This is a genomic window from Bacteroides timonensis, from assembly GCF_000513195.1.
In the GTDB taxonomy this organism is placed as follows: domain Bacteria; phylum Bacteroidota; class Bacteroidia; order Bacteroidales; family Bacteroidaceae; genus Bacteroides; species Bacteroides timonensis.
The window spans coordinates 59460-78020 of the sequence record NZ_CBVI010000016.1 but is presented as its reverse complement, the minus strand read 5'-3'; the positions used below and the strand labels follow the sequence as shown (position 1 = coordinate 78020).

The 18561-nt window shown below is 44.2% G+C and carries 12 protein-coding genes; 10 read left to right on the top strand and 2 right to left on the bottom strand.

Annotation, left to right across the window (positions count from 1 at the left end; all coding sequences use genetic code 11):
• The first annotated feature begins 1 nt into the window (after position 1).
• The 10 genes from BN161_RS05400 to BN161_RS05355 all read left to right on the top strand — a co-directional run bounded on the left by BN161_RS05400 (position 2) and on the right by BN161_RS05355 (position 17358).
• Positions 2–1918: a RagB/SusD family nutrient uptake outer membrane protein gene (locus tag BN161_RS05400; protein WP_052356186.1), complete on the top strand. Its 1917-nt coding sequence runs from the start codon at positions 2–4 to the stop codon at positions 1916–1918.
• 89 nt (positions 1919–2007) lie between these two features.
• A complete protein-coding gene (locus BN161_RS05395; protein ID WP_044263784.1) occupies positions 2008–3354 on the top strand; it encodes a BT_3987 domain-containing protein in 1347 nt (448 codons plus the stop codon).
• 134 nt (positions 3355–3488) lie between these two features.
• Positions 3489–5837, top strand: a complete 2349-nt coding sequence (locus BN161_RS05390; RefSeq protein WP_044263620.1) for a GH92 family glycosyl hydrolase — start codon at positions 3489–3491, stop codon at positions 5835–5837.
• An 8-nt stretch (positions 5838–5845) separates the two neighbouring features.
• Positions 5846–8947 carry a glycoside hydrolase family 2 TIM barrel-domain containing protein gene (locus tag BN161_RS05385; protein WP_044263619.1) on the top strand — a complete coding sequence of 1034 codons (3102 nt, stop codon included), beginning with the start codon at positions 5846–5848 and terminating at the stop codon, positions 8945–8947.
• A 161-nt stretch (positions 8948–9108) separates the two neighbouring features.
• Positions 9109–11571 carry a glycoside hydrolase family 95 protein gene (locus BN161_RS05380; protein ID WP_044263616.1) on the top strand — a complete coding sequence of 821 codons (2463 nt, stop codon included), beginning with the start codon at positions 9109–9111 and terminating at the stop codon, positions 11569–11571.
• 84 nt (positions 11572–11655) lie between these two features.
• Complete coding sequence (bas-suc, locus tag BN161_RS05375; RefSeq protein ID WP_044263614.1) at positions 11656–13167, top strand: 3-succinylated cholic acid synthase; 1512 nt, start codon at positions 11656–11658, stop codon at positions 13165–13167.
• 46 nt (positions 13168–13213) lie between these two features.
• A complete protein-coding gene (locus BN161_RS05370) occupies positions 13214–13846 on the top strand; it encodes a hypothetical protein (RefSeq protein ID WP_044263612.1) in 633 nt (210 codons plus the stop codon).
• 97 nt (positions 13847–13943) lie between these two features.
• The gene (locus tag BN161_RS05365) at positions 13944–14498 is read left to right on the top strand and encodes a cob(I)yrinic acid a,c-diamide adenosyltransferase (RefSeq protein ID WP_044263610.1); all 555 of its coding nucleotides are present in this window, start codon (positions 13944–13946) and stop codon (positions 14496–14498) included.
• Positions 14499–14570: 72 nt separating this feature from the next.
• The gene (locus BN161_RS05360) at positions 14571–14792 is read left to right on the top strand and encodes a DUF2795 domain-containing protein (protein ID WP_007212024.1); all 222 of its coding nucleotides are present in this window, start codon (positions 14571–14573) and stop codon (positions 14790–14792) included.
• A 124-nt stretch (positions 14793–14916) separates the two neighbouring features.
• A complete protein-coding gene (locus tag BN161_RS05355) occupies positions 14917–17358 on the top strand; it encodes a helicase-related protein (RefSeq protein ID WP_044263608.1) in 2442 nt (813 codons plus the stop codon).
• Here the strand turns inward: BN161_RS05355 and BN161_RS05350 are convergent.
• Positions 17353–17736, bottom strand: coding sequence for a DUF3037 domain-containing protein (locus tag BN161_RS05350; protein WP_007212026.1), 384 nt, complete (start codon positions 17734–17736; stop codon positions 17353–17355). The genes BN161_RS05355 and BN161_RS05350 overlap by 6 nt on opposite strands.
• Positions 17714–18496, bottom strand: a complete 783-nt coding sequence (locus BN161_RS05345) for a HipA family kinase (RefSeq protein ID WP_044263782.1) — start codon at positions 18494–18496, stop codon at positions 17714–17716. Before BN161_RS05345 ends, BN161_RS05350 begins: the two co-directional genes overlap by 23 nt.
• Between the last annotated feature and the right edge of the window lie 65 nt (positions 18497–18561).

The window sequence follows — 18561 nt, the reverse complement described above, 5'->3', positions numbered from 1 at the left end:
CATGATGAATTTATTGAAATATATTTATAGTTTATCTCTTGTTGCATTGTCGGGATTTCTTTTGATTGCTTGTGAAGATTTTCTAGACAGACAAGAGGATGAGAAGCTGACATTTGAGAAAATATGGGAGTCGAGGAATACGACTAAGCAGTATTGGTTAAATGCGATGTCTTTCCTTCCTAAAGAGAATTCGCGGGAAATAGGTAATGATGATCCATATATCGGGGCATCGGATGAAGGTACCATTGCTTTCGAACGTGATTTCCGTGCAATGAATTTCGGCTCGTGGAATCCTTCCAGTATTCCTTATTACAAGATGGACTATTATTATAAAGGTATCCGTGAATGTAATATCTTTCTGCAAAATGCAGATAAATGTTCGGATCCTCTGTTAGACAGACATGAACTGGCTAAATGGAAGATTCAGGCACGTTTTGCCCGGGCATATTACTATTTTATGATGATGCGCGACTTTGGTCCTGTATTTTTGCTTGGAGACGAACTTTTGGACTTTATGGCAAGTACGGAAGAACTGTATCGTCCTCGGGCTACTTGGGAGCAATGTGTAGATTATGTTGTCAGCGAAATGACCGCTTGCGCCGAAGACCCTGCAATGCAGAAACAGACGGAACTCAGTAATAGTGAGTGGGGATTTGCCACACAAGGTACATGTTATGCTGTTATTTCGCGTCTGACATTGTATTCTGCCCGTGATTTATTTAATGGAAATTCTCTTTACAGAGACATAAGCAATCCTGTTTGCGAAGAATTTCCTGAACAGTCGGGAAAACCTCTCTTCCCGCAGACTTATGATGCAAATAAGTGGCTTGTTGCAGCCCAGGCTGCACATAAGGTTTTTGAAGATGGCAGCTACAGACTTTATCGGGCCGGAAATGGAAATCCCTATGAAGATTATTATGGTATTGGTTATAAAGTGTGGAACAGTGAGTTAATTTGGACAGATGGTTATTTTAAGCGTTTCGGCTGGAGTGTTACGACTGTACCGACCGGAGTGGCGGGCACGGCCTATGGGGGGATCGGTCCTACTCAGCAATTAGTGGATGCTTATGCCATGAATACAGGACGCTATCCGATTACAGGATACAGTGTTGCAGGCAAACCCATTGTGGATGAAGAAGCTGGATATAATCTGGAGAATGAATTAGTGAAAACCGATTGGGAATATCCGGCAAAGGGCTGGTCCACTTCTGACAATTATTGGATTAAGGCTCCCAATATGTATAAAGACAGAGAACCACGTTTCTATATCACGGTTTTCTTTAGCGGAAATACATGGCTGCACGGTGAAGCTAAAACCTCTATCTCTTTTGCTAAAGGTGGCAATGGTAATAAGGCGCACGATTATCCGAAGAGCGGATATCTGTGTAACCGCTTCTACGATCATTATCAGAATTCTGCCAGTGACAACTGGGGAAATATCACTTTCCCTGTATTCCGTTTGGGAGAGATTTATCTGAATTTCATAGAATCAGTATTGGAATGTAAAAAGAGAGCTGTCACACTACCTACTGGATATTATGAAGAAGCAATGGAAAAGTGGAACGATTTGCGTAACCGTGCCGGAGTCCCTCCCATTCTGGAAGTTTATCCGGATGCATCTGTCGAAGAACTGATAGAACTCTGTCGTAAGGAACGTCGTGTGGAACTGGCATTTGAGAGACATCGCTATTTCGACACACGTACCTGGATGATTGCTGAAAAGACAGATGGTGGAAAAATGTATGGTATGGATACTACTTATCCTATCGGGAATATGAGTCCGACAGAAACTCCTGACGGATTTTGGAAGAGAGTGCCATTTGAAACTCGTGTATTTAATAGGAATCATTATTTGTATCCTTTTGCCCAGCGCGAAATAGACCGCAATAAGTTATTGGTTCAAAACTATGGTTGGTAATGGACAGGATATATTCCTGAATGTGTAAATGAGTTATGAATAGATTACAAACGCTCTTGTTTAGTATGGAGCACAACGATTATTTACGTATGAAAAAAAGTATATTATATATTGCTCTTGGCCTGTTTTCTGTTTTGCAGATATCTTGTGAGGATAACAGGGAACAATATCTGGACGACTATAGTACAATTCTTTATTTTCGGAACAGTGGTGAGATAGAGTATTCAATCTATAAGACAGAGGAGATGACTAAATATGCCGTTGCCATTGCTAAGGCTGGGTCTGATAAAAGTGCAAAGACTACCGTAGAAATGAAAGTAATGGATGAAGGTATGCTGGCTGAATATAATGAGAATCAGGGGACACACTATAAGATACTGCCGTCTGGCTGTTACTCGATAGAAACCGGAAATCTGACTTTTGCGGCTACGGAGATGTATAAGAAGATAGACTTGTCATTTTATACGGAAGCTATTAATACGTTGCAGGGAGAAGAACAAGAAAATGAATATATCGTTCCCTTGTTTTTGTGCAACTCGGCAGACTCTATTAATGCTGAGAAAAAATATATGTTCATTAAGCCGGAAGTGATAACACCTGTGGTTAGTTTTGAGAAAACTGGCTATGTGATGAATTCTTTTCCTGAAACGGGTGGTAATCACATTGATCTGACGTTGCCGTTGGGCCTTTCAATTGAAAATAAATGGTCGTTTGATTGCTATACGAAAGTGGATGAAACTTTACTGGATGAGTATAACCGTGAGCAAGGAGTCAACTTGATGTTGCTTCCTCCGTCTTCATATACAATGAATCAGGACGGAATTGTTAAAATGGCCCCCGATGGAGAAAATAAATTGAATGTAAGAGTGACGCGGGAAGGATTAAGTTACGGTAATTATGTACTGCCACTAGCATTGACCGGTACTTCTTTTGAAACGATTGATGTAGATCCGGCAAAAAAATCTTGTTTGTTAGGCGTATCTTATGTACCGGATGCTGGTAATCTGCCCTCAATACAATTGGTTGAAAGTATGATTTCTTATCATCCAAACAGCATCTGCGAGGGATCTGTTGCAGAATTGATTGACGGTGATCCGGGTACTTATTTCCACAGTGATTATTCGGTAGGGGTAGCTTTGCCACATTGGCTCCAGTTTGCACTTTCAGGTGAGATCTCAGCTTTCCGTTTCGAGTACGTAACTCGTAATGCGGGATCGCATGTAGTACCTCATAGAGTTTCACTTTATGGTAGTGCGGATGGGGTGGAATTTAAAAAGATTGTTGTTTTGAGTAGTGAACTACCTTATGATGTAGGGCAGACGTATACGTCACCTGTTTTGGTAACTGGGGAAAAGATTAAGCATATAAGAATGACGGTGGATGAGTCACCCAGTGGTAGCTTTGCTTTGGCTGAGTTCAGACTTTGGGCATTATAAGGTATCCTTGTATGATTGAAATCACATCTGAAACCTGCCTGAAATTTACTTGCTCCGTACGTTCTTTGTTCCAATGTATGGAGCAGGTGTATTTCAGGGTAGGTTACGGCTTATTTAAGAAAAACATAAATTGAATGAAAAAAGGAATTTCAATATTATATCTGGCTTTACTTCTTATATCCTGTACCCATATGAAAGAAAAGTCGGCTGACGCTCCTCGTCTGTCATCCTATGTGAATCCTTTCATCGGTGCCACTACCAATACGGAGGCGGCCGGAAGTTATCACGGACTTGGAAAGACATTTCCCGGTGCCACTGCACCGTTTGGAATGGTACAAGTAAGTCCCAATACAATCACCGGAGGTGACAACGGGAGCGGATACAGTGATGAACATACATCTATTGAAGGGTTTGCTTTCACGCAGATGTCGGGAATTGGCTGGTATGGCGATTTGGGAAATTTTCTGGTAATGCCAACTATTGGGTCATTGAAAACTTTTGCCGGGACTTTGGAGAATCCGGATGAAGGATACCGTTCCCGCTATGATAAACAAAGTGAGTATGCTTCTGCCGGATATTATTCTGTGCAGTTAGAGGATTATGGGATTCGTGCGGAAGCGACGGCATTGCCGCATAGTGGAATGTTACGGTTTACTTTTCCGGAAAGCAATGAAGCGCATATACAGATCGATTTGGCACGGCGTGTGGGTGGCACTTCTGTACGGCAGTTTATCGAGGTCGTTGCCGACAATAAAATCCGGGGGTGGATGAAGTGTACTCCCGAAGGCGGTGGCTGGGGAAATGGCGATGGTAAAGCCGATTATACGGTTTATTTCTGTGCGGAGTTTTCACGTCCTTTCAAGGCTCACGGCATATGGTCGGCCAACATACCCGATGAGTGCGGACGTAAACGTGAGAATATCGAAAGCGAAAGTTATCGGGATTGGATACGTCAATCTGATATTATCCCTTCGGTGACTGCCTATGAGGGAAAGCATCTCGGTTTTTATGCAGATTTTGATACCCGGAAGGATGAACAGATTCTTTTAAAAAGCGGAATCTCATTTACCAGTCTGAAAAATGCCGAAGAGAACCTGTATGCAGAGATGAAAGGATGGGATTTTGACGAAACGCATGAAACTTGTGCGCAACTATGGGATAAGGAATTGGCAAAAGTAACTGTAACAGGTGGTACGGAAGATGAAAAAACGGTCTTTTATACCGCTCTGTATCATACACTGATTGATCCTCGTATATGCAGTGACGTTAATGGTGAATATCTGGGAGCTGATAATCAGATTCATAAGACATCTGAATTCAATAAGCGGACGATATTCAGTGGTTGGGATGTATTCCGCAGCCAGATGCCGTTGCAGACATTGATAAATCCTGTGATGGTGAACGACCTGATTAATTCTTTGGTTGAAATAGCCGAACAAAGCGGGAATGAGTATCTGGAACGCTGGGAGATATTGAATGCTTTCTCCGGTTGCATGCTGGGCAATCCTGCCATTTCAATTTTATGTGATGCTTATGCCAAGGGGATACGTGGATATGATATTGAGAAGGCTTACCGGTATGCTTTGAACACCTCCCGGATGTTTCAGAATAACGACCAGGGATATTCACCCGGAAAGACGGGAATATCGCTGACGCTGGAGTATGCTTATACGGATTGGTGTATGGCCCGTTTGGCTGAGGCTTTAGGAAAGACGGAAGATCGTGATTATTTTGATAAACGTTCCCGCTCTTATGCCACTGTATTCGATTCTGAATTTGGCTGGTTCAGACCACGCGACGAGGAAGGGAATTTCATGCCTCTGCCGGAAGCCGGCCGTTTGGAAGAATGGTATGGCTGTATGGAATGTAATGCCTATCAGCAAGGGTGGTTTGTGCCTCATGATGTGCAAGGTTTGATTCAGTTGCTGGGAGGACGTGAGAAAGCTCTGGCCGAGTTACAGGATATGTTTGAGAAAACACCTAGAGATTATCTTTGGAACGCTTATTATAATCATGCTAACGAACCGGTACATCATGTCCCCTTTCTATTCAACCACTTGGACACTCCCTGGCTGACTCAGAAATGGACGCGTGATATCTGCCGGAATGCTTATCATAATTCGGTGAAGGGATTGGTTGGGAATGAAGATGTAGGCCAGATGTCTGCCTGGTATGTCCTGACTGCTGCGGGCATTCATCCGGTATGTCCGGGAGATTTGCGCTACGAGATTACCAGCCCGGTCTTTGAGAAGGTCGAAATCTGTCTGGACCCGATGATTGCATCCGGGAAGAGATTTATCATTGAGACGATTGACAATTCTCCTGAGAATGTTTATATCCAGAGTGCTACTCTTGATGGAAGGCCTTATGATAAGTGCTATTTGATGCAGGATGACATAGTCCGGGGTGGAAGATTGGTTTTAACGATGGGAGCACATCCATCCGGATGGGGAGTTCCCGATGATGTGAATTCACATAATTAATTGTATTTATGAAGAAAAATATATTGACCGGCAGTTTACTGCTATTGTGTACTGCTCTGTTTTCACAAAACTTTAATGAATGGAGAGATCCTGAGGTGAACGAAGTAAACAGGGTACCTATGCATACAAATTATTTTGCTTACCAGGATGAAGGCAGTGCATTGGGTAGATGCAAAGAAACCTCACAAAACTTCATGTCACTTAATGGAGTATGGAAATTCCTTTGGGTGAAAAATGCTGATATGCGTCCGACGGATTTTTATAAGATCGGTTATGATGATAAAAGTTGGAATAACATGCAAGTGCCCGGACTATGGGCATTGAATGGATATGGAGTTCCCCTTTATGTCAATTATGGTTATCCGTGGAGGAATCAGTTTGCGGGTGATCCTCCGGCTATACCCGTCGAAGGGAATCAGGTAGGTTCCTATCGTAAGGAAATAATTGTTCCGGCTGATTGGAAGGAGAAGGAGATTTTTGCTTATTTTGGTTCTGTGTCTTCCAATATCTACCTGTGGGTGAACGGACAATTCGTCGGTTATAGTGAAGACAGTAAGCTGGAGGCTGAGTTTAATTTGACGAAGCACCTCAAACCAGGGAAAAATCTGATTGCATTTCAGGTATTTCGCTGGTGTGACGGCTCTTATTTGGAAGATCAGGATTTTTTGCGGCTTGCCGGGGTAGGGCGCGATTGCTATTTGTATGCCCGCAATAAAAAGTATATCAGGGATATCCGCGTAACGCCTAATCTGGATGCTCAATATAAGGATGCGACGTTGGATGTAACAGTGGATATTAAAGGAAGTGGTAGTGTCGACTTGAAGTTGCTGGATGCATCGGGTAAGGAGGTAGTGACGATGTCTGTAAAAGGTTCGGGCAAAGTTTCGACTGTTATGGAAGTTCTCAATCCGGAGAAATGGTCGGCAGAGATTCCGGTGCTTTATACACTGCTTGCTACCTTGAAAGATAAGGATAATGTTCTGGAAGTGATTCCCGTTAATGTGGGATTCCGTAAAATAGAGCTGAGAGACTCACAGATATGGGTAAATGGGCAACCCGTGTTGTTTAAGGGAGTCAATCGTCATGAGATGGATCCGGATAATGGATACTACGTCTCTCCGCAACGGATGATTCAGGATATCAGGATTATGAAAGCTTTCAATATCAATGCTGTCCGCACCAGCCACTATCCCAATGATAATCTGTGGTATGACTTATGCGACCGGTACGGACTTTATGTGGTGGCCGAGGCGAATGTTGAGTCACATGGAATAGGGGGACATAAAACATTAGCTAAGAATCCGCTCTTTGCGAAAGCTCATCTGGAACGTAATCAGCGCAATGTGCAGCGCAGTTATAATCATCCTTCCATAATCTTTTGGTCGTTAGGAAATGAGGCCGGGTTCGGTCCGAACTTCGAGGCATGCTACACGTGGATAAAGAATGAAGATAAGACACGGGCTGTACAGTACGAACAGGCGGGAACAAATGAATTTACCGATGTGTATTGCCCTATGTATCAGGATTACGAGGGCAACAAGAAGTATTGTGAAGGAGATATAGAAAAACCTTTGATTCAGTGTGAATATACCCACGCGATGGGGAATTCTGTAGGGGGATTCAAAGAGTATTGGGATTTGATTCGTAAGTATCCGAAGTATCAGGGGGGCTTTATCTGGGACTTTGTCGATCAGTCACTGCATTGGAAAAACAAGGAAGGAATTTCTTTCTATGCTTATGGTGGTGACTGGAGTCCGTATGATGCATCCGATAACAATTTTATGGATAACGGGTTGATTAGCCCGGATCGGAAACCTAATCCCCATATGTATGAAGTCGGTCATTTTTATCAGTCCATTTGGGCGACCCCAGCAGACCTGGAAAGTGGCATAATTAATGTCTATAATGAAAATTTCTTTCGTGACCTAAGTGCATATTATGTAGAATGGGAATTTTTGGCGGATGGAGAAGCTATTCGAAAAGGTGTTGTAGATAATCTGGATGTTGCTCCTCAACAAACCGGAATAGTCCGGTTGGGATATGCTGCGGATGATATTTGCCGGGATAAGGAGGTACTGCTGAATATCTTGTTTAAACTAAGGAAAGCTGAGACTTTACTGCCAGCAGGACATATCGTGTCAAGAAATCAGTTGGTTGTCCAACATTATAAGAATCCAGAATGCTCTATTGATAATGTGAAGGGAAGCAAAACAAGAACAGATGCTCCGGCTATCAGGGATAATGATGTGAATTTCCTGATAGTGGAAGGCGAAAACTTCCGCCTGGATTTTGATAAACACGATGGTTACTTGTGCAGGTATGAGATGAAAGGCATGCGGTTGATGGAAGAGGGTGGCAAACTGAAACCTAATTTCTGGCGGGCTCCGACTGACAATGATTTGGGTGCCGGACTGCAAATGAAATATGCTGCCTGGAAAAACACAGGAATCTACTTGAATAAACTGGAACATATGGTAGCGGATAATCTTGTCCGGATAGATGCGGAATATACAATGGATGCAGTGAAAGCTAAATTGTATCTGACTTATGTCATTAATAACGAGGGTGCGGTCAAGGTGACTCAAAGGATGGTTGTTGACCAGTCGGCGGAAATTTCCGATTTATTCCGTTTTGGCATGCAGATGCAGTTACCTCAGGAATTGGAACAGATCAGTTATTATGGCAGGGGACCGGGTGAGAATTATTCGGACCGCAATCATGCAACTTTCCTGGGTAAATATCAGCAGAATGTTAGTAGTCAGTTCTATTTCTATATCCGTCCGCAGGAGAATGGGACGAAAACAGATATCCGCTGGTGGAAACAGACGGACTGGGGAGGGAATGGACTGAAGTTTGTAGCAGATACTCCTTGTTCGATGTCGGCTTTGCACTATACCATTGAATCTTTGGATGACGGTGAGCAAAAAGATCAAAGACATTCAGAATTTATTCCCCGTGTTGATTATGTCAATTTGTGTATAGATAAGGCTCAGATGGGAGTCGGAGGTGTTAATAGTTGGGGAGCATTGCCGTTGGAAGAGTATCGTCTTCCTTATAAGGATTATGAATTCTCATTTCTTTTACTGCCCTTGGAATCTGATGTAGAATAATTAATTTTATGGATAACAACTAAATAAGTTTGGACAGGAAGAAAATGGAAAAAATTTCTTCCTGTCCTATTTTCTTGTATCTTTGTCCGTGACATTGATATGGATGAGAATGTTTTTAATAACGCTTCTCTGATAAGGCGAGGCATATTTATATTTTACGTATGAGAGCACTAATTTTGTTTTTTCTAGTTTTTGCTTCTTCACTAATCGCAGTGGCTGATACGTTGGCGGATAACTATAACCATCAGCTTTATTACACTGCTCCGGCTACCATTTGGGAAGAAACCCTGCCTTTGGGTAACGGTCGTTTGGGTATGATGCCCGACGGAGGTATTGACAAGGAACATATTGTACTGAATGAAATTTCACTTTGGAGCGGTATGGAGGCCGATTACGGTAATCCCGATGCATCCCGTAGTTTGCCTGCCATTCAACAACTTTTGTTTGAAAGTAAGAATAAAGAGGCACAAGAGTTGATGTATAACAGTTTTGTCCCAAAGAAACCCGAATCAGGTGGTACTTACGGCAATTATCAGATGTTGGCTGACCTTATCCTGAATTTCAGTATTCCGGTCAAGAAGAAATTTGTTTCCGGTGATAGGGAGGCGGTAACCAATTACCGCCGTTGGCTCGATCTGCGTGATGCAGTTGCTTATACCTCATTCACGAAAGAAGGTATTGACTATCAACGTGAATATTTCACTTCACGCGATAAAGACGTTATGATCATACACCTGACTGCCAGTCGTCGCCGTGCCCTGTCCTTCTCGGCTCAACTTTCCCGTCCCAAACAAGGTGCGGTCTCTGTGCTTCCGGGCATTGGGAAGGAAGAAGGAACTTTGTTGTTGGAAGGTGCTTTAGATAGTGGAAAGCCCGGACGGGAAGGTATGAAGTATCGTGTTGCCATGCGATTAATATCTAAAGGTGGTAAACAGAATATTTCTGCCGAGCGGGGTATCACCCTGACTCAAGGGAGGGAAGCATGGCTGGTGCTTTCTGCCACTACTTCTTATGCTGCTTCCGGTACTGATTTTTCAGGAAACCGTTATAAAGAAGTTTGTGATAGTTTGCTGAATGCCGCTACTCAACATGTGCAAATTAAAGAGTCCCACATAGCCTCCCATCGTACCTTTTATGATCGTGTATCTCTAACTCTTCCGTTTACGGAAGATGATGTATTACCCACTAACGAGCGCATTACTCGTTTCACGGAGCGTGAGTCTCCAGCTTTGGCCGCTCTCTATTACAATTATGGTCGTTATCTATTTATCAGCAGCACCCGTCCGGGTAGCTTGCCTCCTAATCTGCAAGGATTGTGGGCAAATGGAGTAGAAACGCCTTGGAATGGCGATTATCATACCAATATTAATATCCAGATGAATCACTGGCCGCTTGAACAAGCCGGCCTTTCGGAACTTTACCAGCCTTTGACTGCGCTTATAGAACGTCTTATCCCCTCGGGAGAAGAGACTGCCCGTACTTTTTACGGTACTCATGCTCAAGGTTGGGTGCTTCACATGATGACGAATATCTGGAACTATACCGCTCCCGGTGAACATCCTTCCTGGGGGGCTACCAATACCGGTGGTGCCTGGCTTTGTGCTCATCTTTGGGAGCATTATCAATATACTCAGGATATTGAGTTTCTGAAACGAATTTATCCTGTGCTGAAAGGTGCTTCTGAGTTCTTTTACTCTACAATGGTGCGGGAACCTAAACATGGTTGGCTTGTAACAGCCCCTACCTCTTCTCCTGAAAATGCTTTTTTTGTCGGCAATGATCCGACTCCCGTCAGTGTATGCATGGGGCCTACGATGGATGTTCAATTACTGACTGAGCTATATACAAATGTAATTGAAGCAACTTCCATACTGGAATGTGATGCTGACTATGCCGCGAAGTTGCGGGAGGCATTAGATAAGTTCCCACCTATGCAGATCAGTAAAGGAGGATATCTGCAAGAATGGTTGGAAGATTATAAAGAGCAAGATGTACACCACCGCCATGTCTCCCATCTGTATGGTTTGCATCCGGGTAATCTGATTTCTCCTGATGCTACTCCTGAACTTGCCAATGCCTGTCGTGAGACGCTAAACCGTCGGGGTGATGGAGGAACCGGTTGGAGTCGTGCCTGGAAGGTAAATTTCTGGGCTCGCCTCGGTGATGGGGATCGGGCCTGGACACTGTTCAAGAGCCTTCTTTATCCGGCTGTTGATCCTCAGACAAAGCGTCATGGCAGCGGAACGTTTCCTAATTTGTTCTGTTCGCATCCCCCTTTCCAGATTGATGGGAATTATGGGGGGACCGCAGGAATTGGCGAGATGTTGTTGCAAAGTCATGAGGGTTTTATTCATCTGCTTCCTGCTTTGCCGAAAAGCTGGCATACTGGCAACTTTCATGGAATGAAGGCCCGTGGCGGGATCTCCGTTGATTTGGAGTGGAAAGATGGAAAGGCTGTGAAGGCTATACTTACGGCAACTATACCGGGAATATTTCATGTGAAAATGCCTGAAGGTGTCACTCGGGCAAAGGCGATTATAGACGGGCAAAGTAATAACTACACAGGTAAAACGATTTCTTTGTCATTGCCTGAAAAGGGAGAATGTATGTTATCGTTTGAGTAAATTATCTCTTAAAGATTTGCCTGCCCTATGTGAATACCTTACTTTTGCATGCGGTTAAACCTAATTGCTTGCTGCAACATGAATATGAAGAACAGAATTACTTTATTTCTCCTTGTGCTCTGCCTGTTGATACCTGCAACGACCAGTGCACAGATTCGCGAACTGGAACGTTCGATACCCGAAGTGGAAGGTGTTCCTTCCGGAGCACTTATAGCTTTGATGGACTCCCTGATGGGCTTGCCTAAAACGGACATACATAGTGTAATGGTACTACGTCATGGAAAGGTAATCGCGGAGATTTATCCTGAACCTTTCGCCCCGGAATATCGACATACCGTATATTCTTGCTCCAAGACCTTCGTTGGTGCCGCTGTAGGCCTCGCTATTTCTGAAAATCGCTTGCGGCTGACAGATCGGGTAGCTTCTTTCTTCCCTGACCAACTTCCGGATACTATTTCTGCAAATCTTGCCGATATGACCGTCCGCAACCTGCTGAATATGACTTCCGGTGTCACTCCTGACTGGAATATGCGTAATGGTCGTACAGACTGGATCAGAGGGTATCTGGGAAAAACGATAAAAGTTCCCGGCAAACATTTCGACTATGACTCCATGAGCTCGTATATGCTTTCCGCTATTGTGCAGAAAGTGACGGGAATGAAAGTATTGGATTACCTGCGGCTGAAACTGTTCAAACCGATGCATATCACCGATATATCCTGGGAAGTAAGCCCTGAAGGAATCAATACCGGAGGTTGGGGTGTGTATTTGCAGAGCGAATCGTTGGCTAAGTTCGGACAGCTGTTACTGAATCGTGGAGTATGGGAAGGCAAGCAGTTGCTTCCGGCAGAGTGGGTGGACAGGATGATGACTAAACAGTCGGATACCGGTAGTTTTGGCTACGGTTATGGGTATCAGATGTGGCTTTGTGAATATCCGGGTGCTGTCCGCATAGACGGTGCCCTGGGACAATATGCACTTCTCATACCGGACAAAGATATGGTAGTGGTCATCACTGAATGTACTTTGATAGATGGAGCTACACAGCGCCGTTTGGTGTGGAATCGCCTGTTGCCTGCCGTCGGCGATGATACATTGACACCGGGAAAGGATTATAAACGCTTGTTGAAAAAGCAATCTTCTTATCAGTTGCCTTTTGTACAGGGAAAAGCGAGTTCATCTCTTGCCCGTGATTATGCAGGAAAAAGTATAGTTCTCGAACCGAACAAGTTCGACTGGCAATCTCTGGACCTCCAGTTCAAGCAGAAGGAAGTAATCATGACCGTAACAGAGACTGACGGTACAAAATATAATCTCTCATTCGGTTATAAGCAATGGAAAAAAACTTCAACCGATGTCCATCCTCCCTATTCGATAGAAGCGAAAGGACGTTTTAATGGAATAGAGGGGCCGTTTTATGTAGCGGGCAGTTATGCCTGGCCATCGGCTGCGATGTTGGAACTCAAAGCACATTATGTTAACTGGATTACAGCTCTCAATATTACTTTCCGCTTTGACGGGGAGAATGTGCAGTTGACGGTTAAGGAGAACTACTCGTCGGAGCCGAAAGTTATCAAAGGAAAGGTATGCGACTAAGCAGAGTGTTACTTATCTTTGTGCCCAATAAAAGAATTTATATGTTATGAACCGTATCACACTAACCCTGAAACGCCCTTTTATCTGGTTGAGCCGTTTTCGCCATCGTTGCGGCTATGGGGTACATTCGCCTTTTGCTTTCAATCTGATTACGCAGGTGATTTACGAATCTACTCCTTATTATAAATATAAAGATCTGGCAGTAGAGCAGAAAAAACTGGCCCCACAGAAAGACAACTATTGGAAGTATGAATCGAAGAAAGTGAAACGCCTCTTGTTCCGGTTGGTAAATTACATCCAGCCGGATACGATAGTGGATGCCGGCAGGCTTGCTGCTTCGTCCCTCTATCTGAAAGCAGGAAAGGAGGGAGCGGACTATACAGCGGCATCCGAACTTTCCGAATTATTTCTGGAAGCCGGCGTACCCGTAGGTTTCCTTTATCTGCATGATTATCGTCACCCGGAATTTATGGAAGAAGTATTCCGTATCTGTGTAGCACGTGCCTGTGGAAAGTCGGTTTTCGTCATCGAAGGAATCCGCTATACTTCGCAAATGGAAGCGCTTTGGAAACGTATGCAACAAGATGAGCATGTGGGCATTACGTTCGACCTTTATGACCTTGGAATTCTCTTCTTCGATAAAACTAAGATAAAACAGAACTATATTGTCAACTTTTGATTATCTTTAGGCGTTTCAATAGTGATTAACGGTTAGTGACTGGTGATTAGCGTCACTTACTAACTGCTAAACACTAATTACTAAACACTAATCACTTATGAAGATATATACCAAAACCGGTGATAAAGGTACTACCTCATTGGTGGGCGGCACCCGCGTATCGAAAACTCATATTCGCTTGGAAGCTTACGGTACAGTAGACGAATTGAATGCCAATCTGGGAGTACTCATTACTTATCTGTCCGATGAAAGAGATAAAACATTAGTCCGTCATATTCAGGATCGTCTTTTCGCAGTAGGTTCCAATCTGGCTACCGATCTTGAAAAGACAGAATTGAATTGTGCCAGTGTTATCCATCCCGAAGAAATAGAGCGTATTGAGCATGAAATAGACCGTTTGGATAATCTGCTGCCTCCATTGCATGCGTTTATATTGCCCGGCGGTAGTCGTGGAGCATCTGTTTGTCATGTTTGCCGCACGGTCTGCCGCAGGGCGGAACGTCGTATTCTGGCCTTGGCTGAACAATGCGCAGTTGCTCCCGAATTGCTTGCTTATGTGAACCGTTTGTCCGATTATTTGTTTGTCTTGTCACGGAAAATCAACTGGGATGAGAAAAAAGATGAAATATTTTGGGATAATAGTTGTAAGTGAGAGATTTTATTATACTTTTGCCGAAAAATAGAAAGTAGGACTTAATATTCACAATTTTAATACTTAGGACTTATGTATTGGACATTGGAATTAGCATCTAAACTGGAAGATGCTCCCTGGCCGGCAACCAAGGACGAATTAATAGATTATGCCATTCGTTCGGGCGCTCCGCTCGAAGTGATTGAAAATTTGCAGGAAATGGAAGATGAAGGCGATATTTATGAAAGTATTGAAGATATATGGCCCGATTATCCCAGCAAAGAGGATTTCTTCTTTAACGAAGAGGAGTATTAGCATGCTTTTTAAGCCTTGCTCCGGTTGGAGAAATACAAGGTAGTTAACACATAGAAAGAGGTAGTCCGTTAGATCTGTTTGTAACAGGTTAGGAGGACTGCCTCTTTTTTATATTATTCCATTTATGACTGAAACACGAGAAAAAACGGCATGCCGCCTGCCGGAACTAAAAGAACGGCACTTACCCGGAGATTGCCGGGAAGCGGTATACACGCTTTTAAAAGAGACTTACGGTTACGAACAATTTCGTGATCTGGAAGTGTACGACGATTTGTTCAAGGGGAAGGACACGCTTCAAATTTCACAGGGACAATTGATAGAAAGTGTTATTGTCGAAGCAGAGAAAGCCCGGAATGGAGGAGAAGATGTGGATAACATCTTGCTTACAGCACCTACCGGTGCGGGAAAATCTCTGTTGTTCCAGTTGCCTGCCATCTATCTGGGTAACGAATACGGGATGCTTACCATTGTCGTATCTCCCTTGAAAGCATTGATTGTAGACCAGGTGGAAGGCTTGCAGGAATTGGGGTACATGCGTGTGGCGTATGCCTCTTCCGATTTGTCGCCTGAACAGAAGAACGAAGTGTACAGGCAGGTGCGTGAAAGTGAGGTGGATCTATTCTATCTTTCACCGGAGTTGTTGCTCTCGTATGATATCAAGCACTTTGCAGGTGAACGGCGTATCGGTCTGGTCGTAGTAGACGAAGCCCATACGGTAACTACATGGGGCAAGGAATTCCGTGTGGATTATTGGTTTCTGGGGCGTTATCTGCAAGGCTTGAAGAAAAGCCTTGGATATGCATTCCCGCTCTTTGCACTGACGGCTACGGCTGTATGGAATCCGAAAGGAGGGAATGACATGGTGTTCGAAACCATTCGTTCATTGCAAATGGAGCCATGTGTGCTTTATGCAGGTACAGTGAAACGCCGGAACATCGGCTTTGATATCCGGCAGATGGAGATAGAGGAAGGAGAAACCTATGATAAAGCCAAACAGCGTGTTGTGGCTGACCGTGTAGAGGATTTCCTCGACGGGCATAAGACTATTCTTTATTATCCTTTTGCAGGTGGTATCGACATGCGTCTGAAAACGTGGGTGAAATCGACGGATTGGCACCTGGTCGCCTCCTACTATGGTAAGAAGGACAAAGAACAAAAAGCTGCTATTGTACAGGAGTTCAAAGAAGGCGAGAAGCGCATGATTGTGGCTACAAAGGCATTCGGCATGGGGGTGGATATCAGTGATATTGACCGGGTGTATCATGTGGCGCCCTCCAGCACATTTGTGGACTATATACAGGAGATCGGACGTGCAGCCCGTGATACGGAGATTCATGGTATTTCGGCAACGGATTATCATGAAAGGGATTTCTATTATATGAAGCGCCTGCACATGGCGGGCAATATAGCACAGGAACAGTTGTCGCTGATTTTGAAGAAGCTGATGGAAGTGTACCGGATGAAAGGCGAAAAACAGGAAATGCTGGTGTCTTTGTCCGACTTTGAGTTTGTGGTGAAATTGCCAAGAATGAAGAACAAGCTGGAATATGAAGCGGAACTTGGGCAATTGATTAAGACTGCTCTGCTATGGTTGGAAGATGATTTGAGCCATCGTTATGGAAAGAAATTGTTGGAAGTGAGTCCGCAAAACCTGCTGACGGAAGGATATATTCAGGATAAGACTGGTGATGTTTTTATTCATGAGTTCAAGGATTATCTTACGAAGGTGAAGGGCACGGAAGATGTATACACGGCACGTTTGGAGAAACTGTGGGAAGAACGTTTCGCAGAGTTGGGATATAGAGAATTTAAACAGAAATTGAATGGTGGTACGTTGTGGGAAGGTTCCCGTGCAGTGTCTGTGGGTAAGCATGAAGTATTGCTGAAAGAAGATGCAGCCGTAATTCGCCAACGAATGGATGGACTGTTCTATAGTTTGAAGACTTTGCTTGTTGATAAGTTGCGGAAGACTAAAGGGCGTTTTGATGAAGAAGAATTGCGTGCGATATTTGCCGAGCATGGTATGGATGTGCCGTCAGCGAAACGTTTCATTGGTTCACTGCTGGAGTCACGTACGGAAGAAGGGCGTAGTGTGAGCTATATCAGTAGTGTGAAGAAGAAAGACTCCAATGAACTTTCTTTCACGGTGACGAAAGGATTTGACTTGTTGCTGTCGCGCTATCAGAAACTCTTTAGTCAGCGCATTGTGGGTAAAAAAGGTGACCGGTTATTGTTCTATAGCACTCCGTTCTCTGATTTGAATATGCTGCTTAATCTCCTTTCCATGCTCGATTGTCTTTCATTCAGTGTAGAAGGTGGCGGTACGCCTTGTGTGCAGGTGTGTTTCGATGACCCTGAGAGCTTACAGCAGATCGCGTCCTCCGATGAATATCACAATCTGATACTTGAGAATAATGAGCAGATATTCCAGGAGCAGATCGAACTGTTCTCTTTCTTCTTCGGAACGGATGGAATGGATGATACGAAACGCTGGGATTTTATTGAAGACTACTTTACCGGAATGGGAGTAGAGGAGCTGAAGGCGAAGTATGCTGCTCCACTATAAAACCAATTCTTTGAATAATCTTTCTAACGTCCTGTCCAGATCGTCGGAGAAACCGGCATGCGGACGGGACGTTTGAATACAGGAACTTCTTACGGCAGTCAGCCAGCGGAAACGTTCCGGTACATCAAGTTGGGCGATGGGGCCGCCGTCTTTGGCTCCCGAACATATTTTATTAAATACATCCAAATGGGCAAATACCAATTCCCGGTCTACTTCGGAAACATATAGCTTCAGTTTGTCCTCGTTTACCTGACAAACGGACTTGATGTAACCTGCTCTTTTCGAGAAAAGGATTACTCCCACATTGAAGAACTCCTCACGTTCTACTTTGGGAACCAGGCGAATAACTGCGTACTCATATAAGTGCTTTCCTTGCATTCTGTGCTTCTTTTATAAATATTTCGGAATGGGCCAGTCTTTCGGTCAGAAAGCGGGTATAGATATCTCTGATTTCTTCGGGCGTTTCATGGGTATCTTCCCAGTGCAGCCAGTCGTCAGGAATAAGTGCGACGATCTGCTGTATCTTTTCATCAGTCAGCATGGGACGAAGGACGGTATCGGCTTCTTCAAGTCGGGATGCTTCGGGTAGCAGCACGTGATTTTTGATATAGGTGAACGGACTTACCGCATGTTTCTCCCAGTTTTCCCATGAATGGTGAAAGTAAAGAGAAGCACCGTGGTCTATCAGCCAAAGTTCCTTGTGCCACATCAACATGTTGGTGTTGCGAAAAGTACGGTCTATATTGGTTAGGTAGGCATCCAGCCAGACAATACGTGAGGCAAGTTCCGGCTCTATCTTGGTTGCTACAGGATCGAATGTCAGGGCACCCGAAAGGAAGTGTAACCCCAGGTTCAGTCCGCGGCTGCCTTGCAATAAGTCTTGTATTTCTTCGTCTCCTTCGGTCCGTCCGAATGCTTCATCGAGGTTCAGAAACACCAGCTCCGGCACTCTGAATCCAAGTATATGCGCAACCTCTCCGCCAATTAGTTCGGATATCAATGCCTTTGTTCCATGGCCGGCACCACGAAACTTTACGACGTATTTGAATTCGTCATCAGCTTCCGCCAGTGCTGGCAGTGAACCGCCTTCGCGCAAAGGAGTGATGTAACGGGTCAGATTGACTGTTCGCAACTCTATCATGATTGTCCTTTCAGAAAATAGTTAGGCCGTCCGGCTCTTTTGAGGGGATGACTGCTGCAAAG

Coding starts and splice junctions, on each gene's coding strand:
- BN161_RS05385 (WP_044263619.1), top strand. CDS start 5,846: ATGAAGAAAAATATATTGACCGGCAGTTTACTGCTATTGTGTACTGCT.
- BN161_RS05380 (WP_044263616.1), top strand. CDS start 9,109: ATGAGAGCACTAATTTTGTTTTTTCTAGTTTTTGCTTCTTCACTAATC.
- bas-suc (WP_044263614.1), top strand. CDS start 11,656: ATGAAGAACAGAATTACTTTATTTCTCCTTGTGCTCTGCCTGTTGATA.
- BN161_RS05395 (WP_044263784.1), top strand. CDS start 2,008: ATGAAAAAAAGTATATTATATATTGCTCTTGGCCTGTTTTCTGTTTTG.
- BN161_RS05400 (WP_052356186.1), top strand. CDS start 2: ATGATGAATTTATTGAAATATATTTATAGTTTATCTCTTGTTGCATTG.
- BN161_RS05355 (WP_044263608.1), top strand. CDS start 14,917: ATGACTGAAACACGAGAAAAAACGGCATGCCGCCTGCCGGAACTAAAA.
- BN161_RS05350 (WP_007212026.1), bottom strand. CDS start 17,736: ATGCAAGGAAAGCACTTATATGAGTACGCAGTTATTCGCCTGGTTCCC.
- BN161_RS05360 (WP_007212024.1), top strand. CDS start 14,571: ATGTATTGGACATTGGAATTAGCATCTAAACTGGAAGATGCTCCCTGG.
- BN161_RS05370 (WP_044263612.1), top strand. CDS start 13,214: ATGAACCGTATCACACTAACCCTGAAACGCCCTTTTATCTGGTTGAGC.
- BN161_RS05365 (WP_044263610.1), top strand. CDS start 13,944: ATGAAGATATATACCAAAACCGGTGATAAAGGTACTACCTCATTGGTG.
- BN161_RS05390 (WP_044263620.1), top strand. CDS start 3,489: ATGAAAAAAGGAATTTCAATATTATATCTGGCTTTACTTCTTATATCC.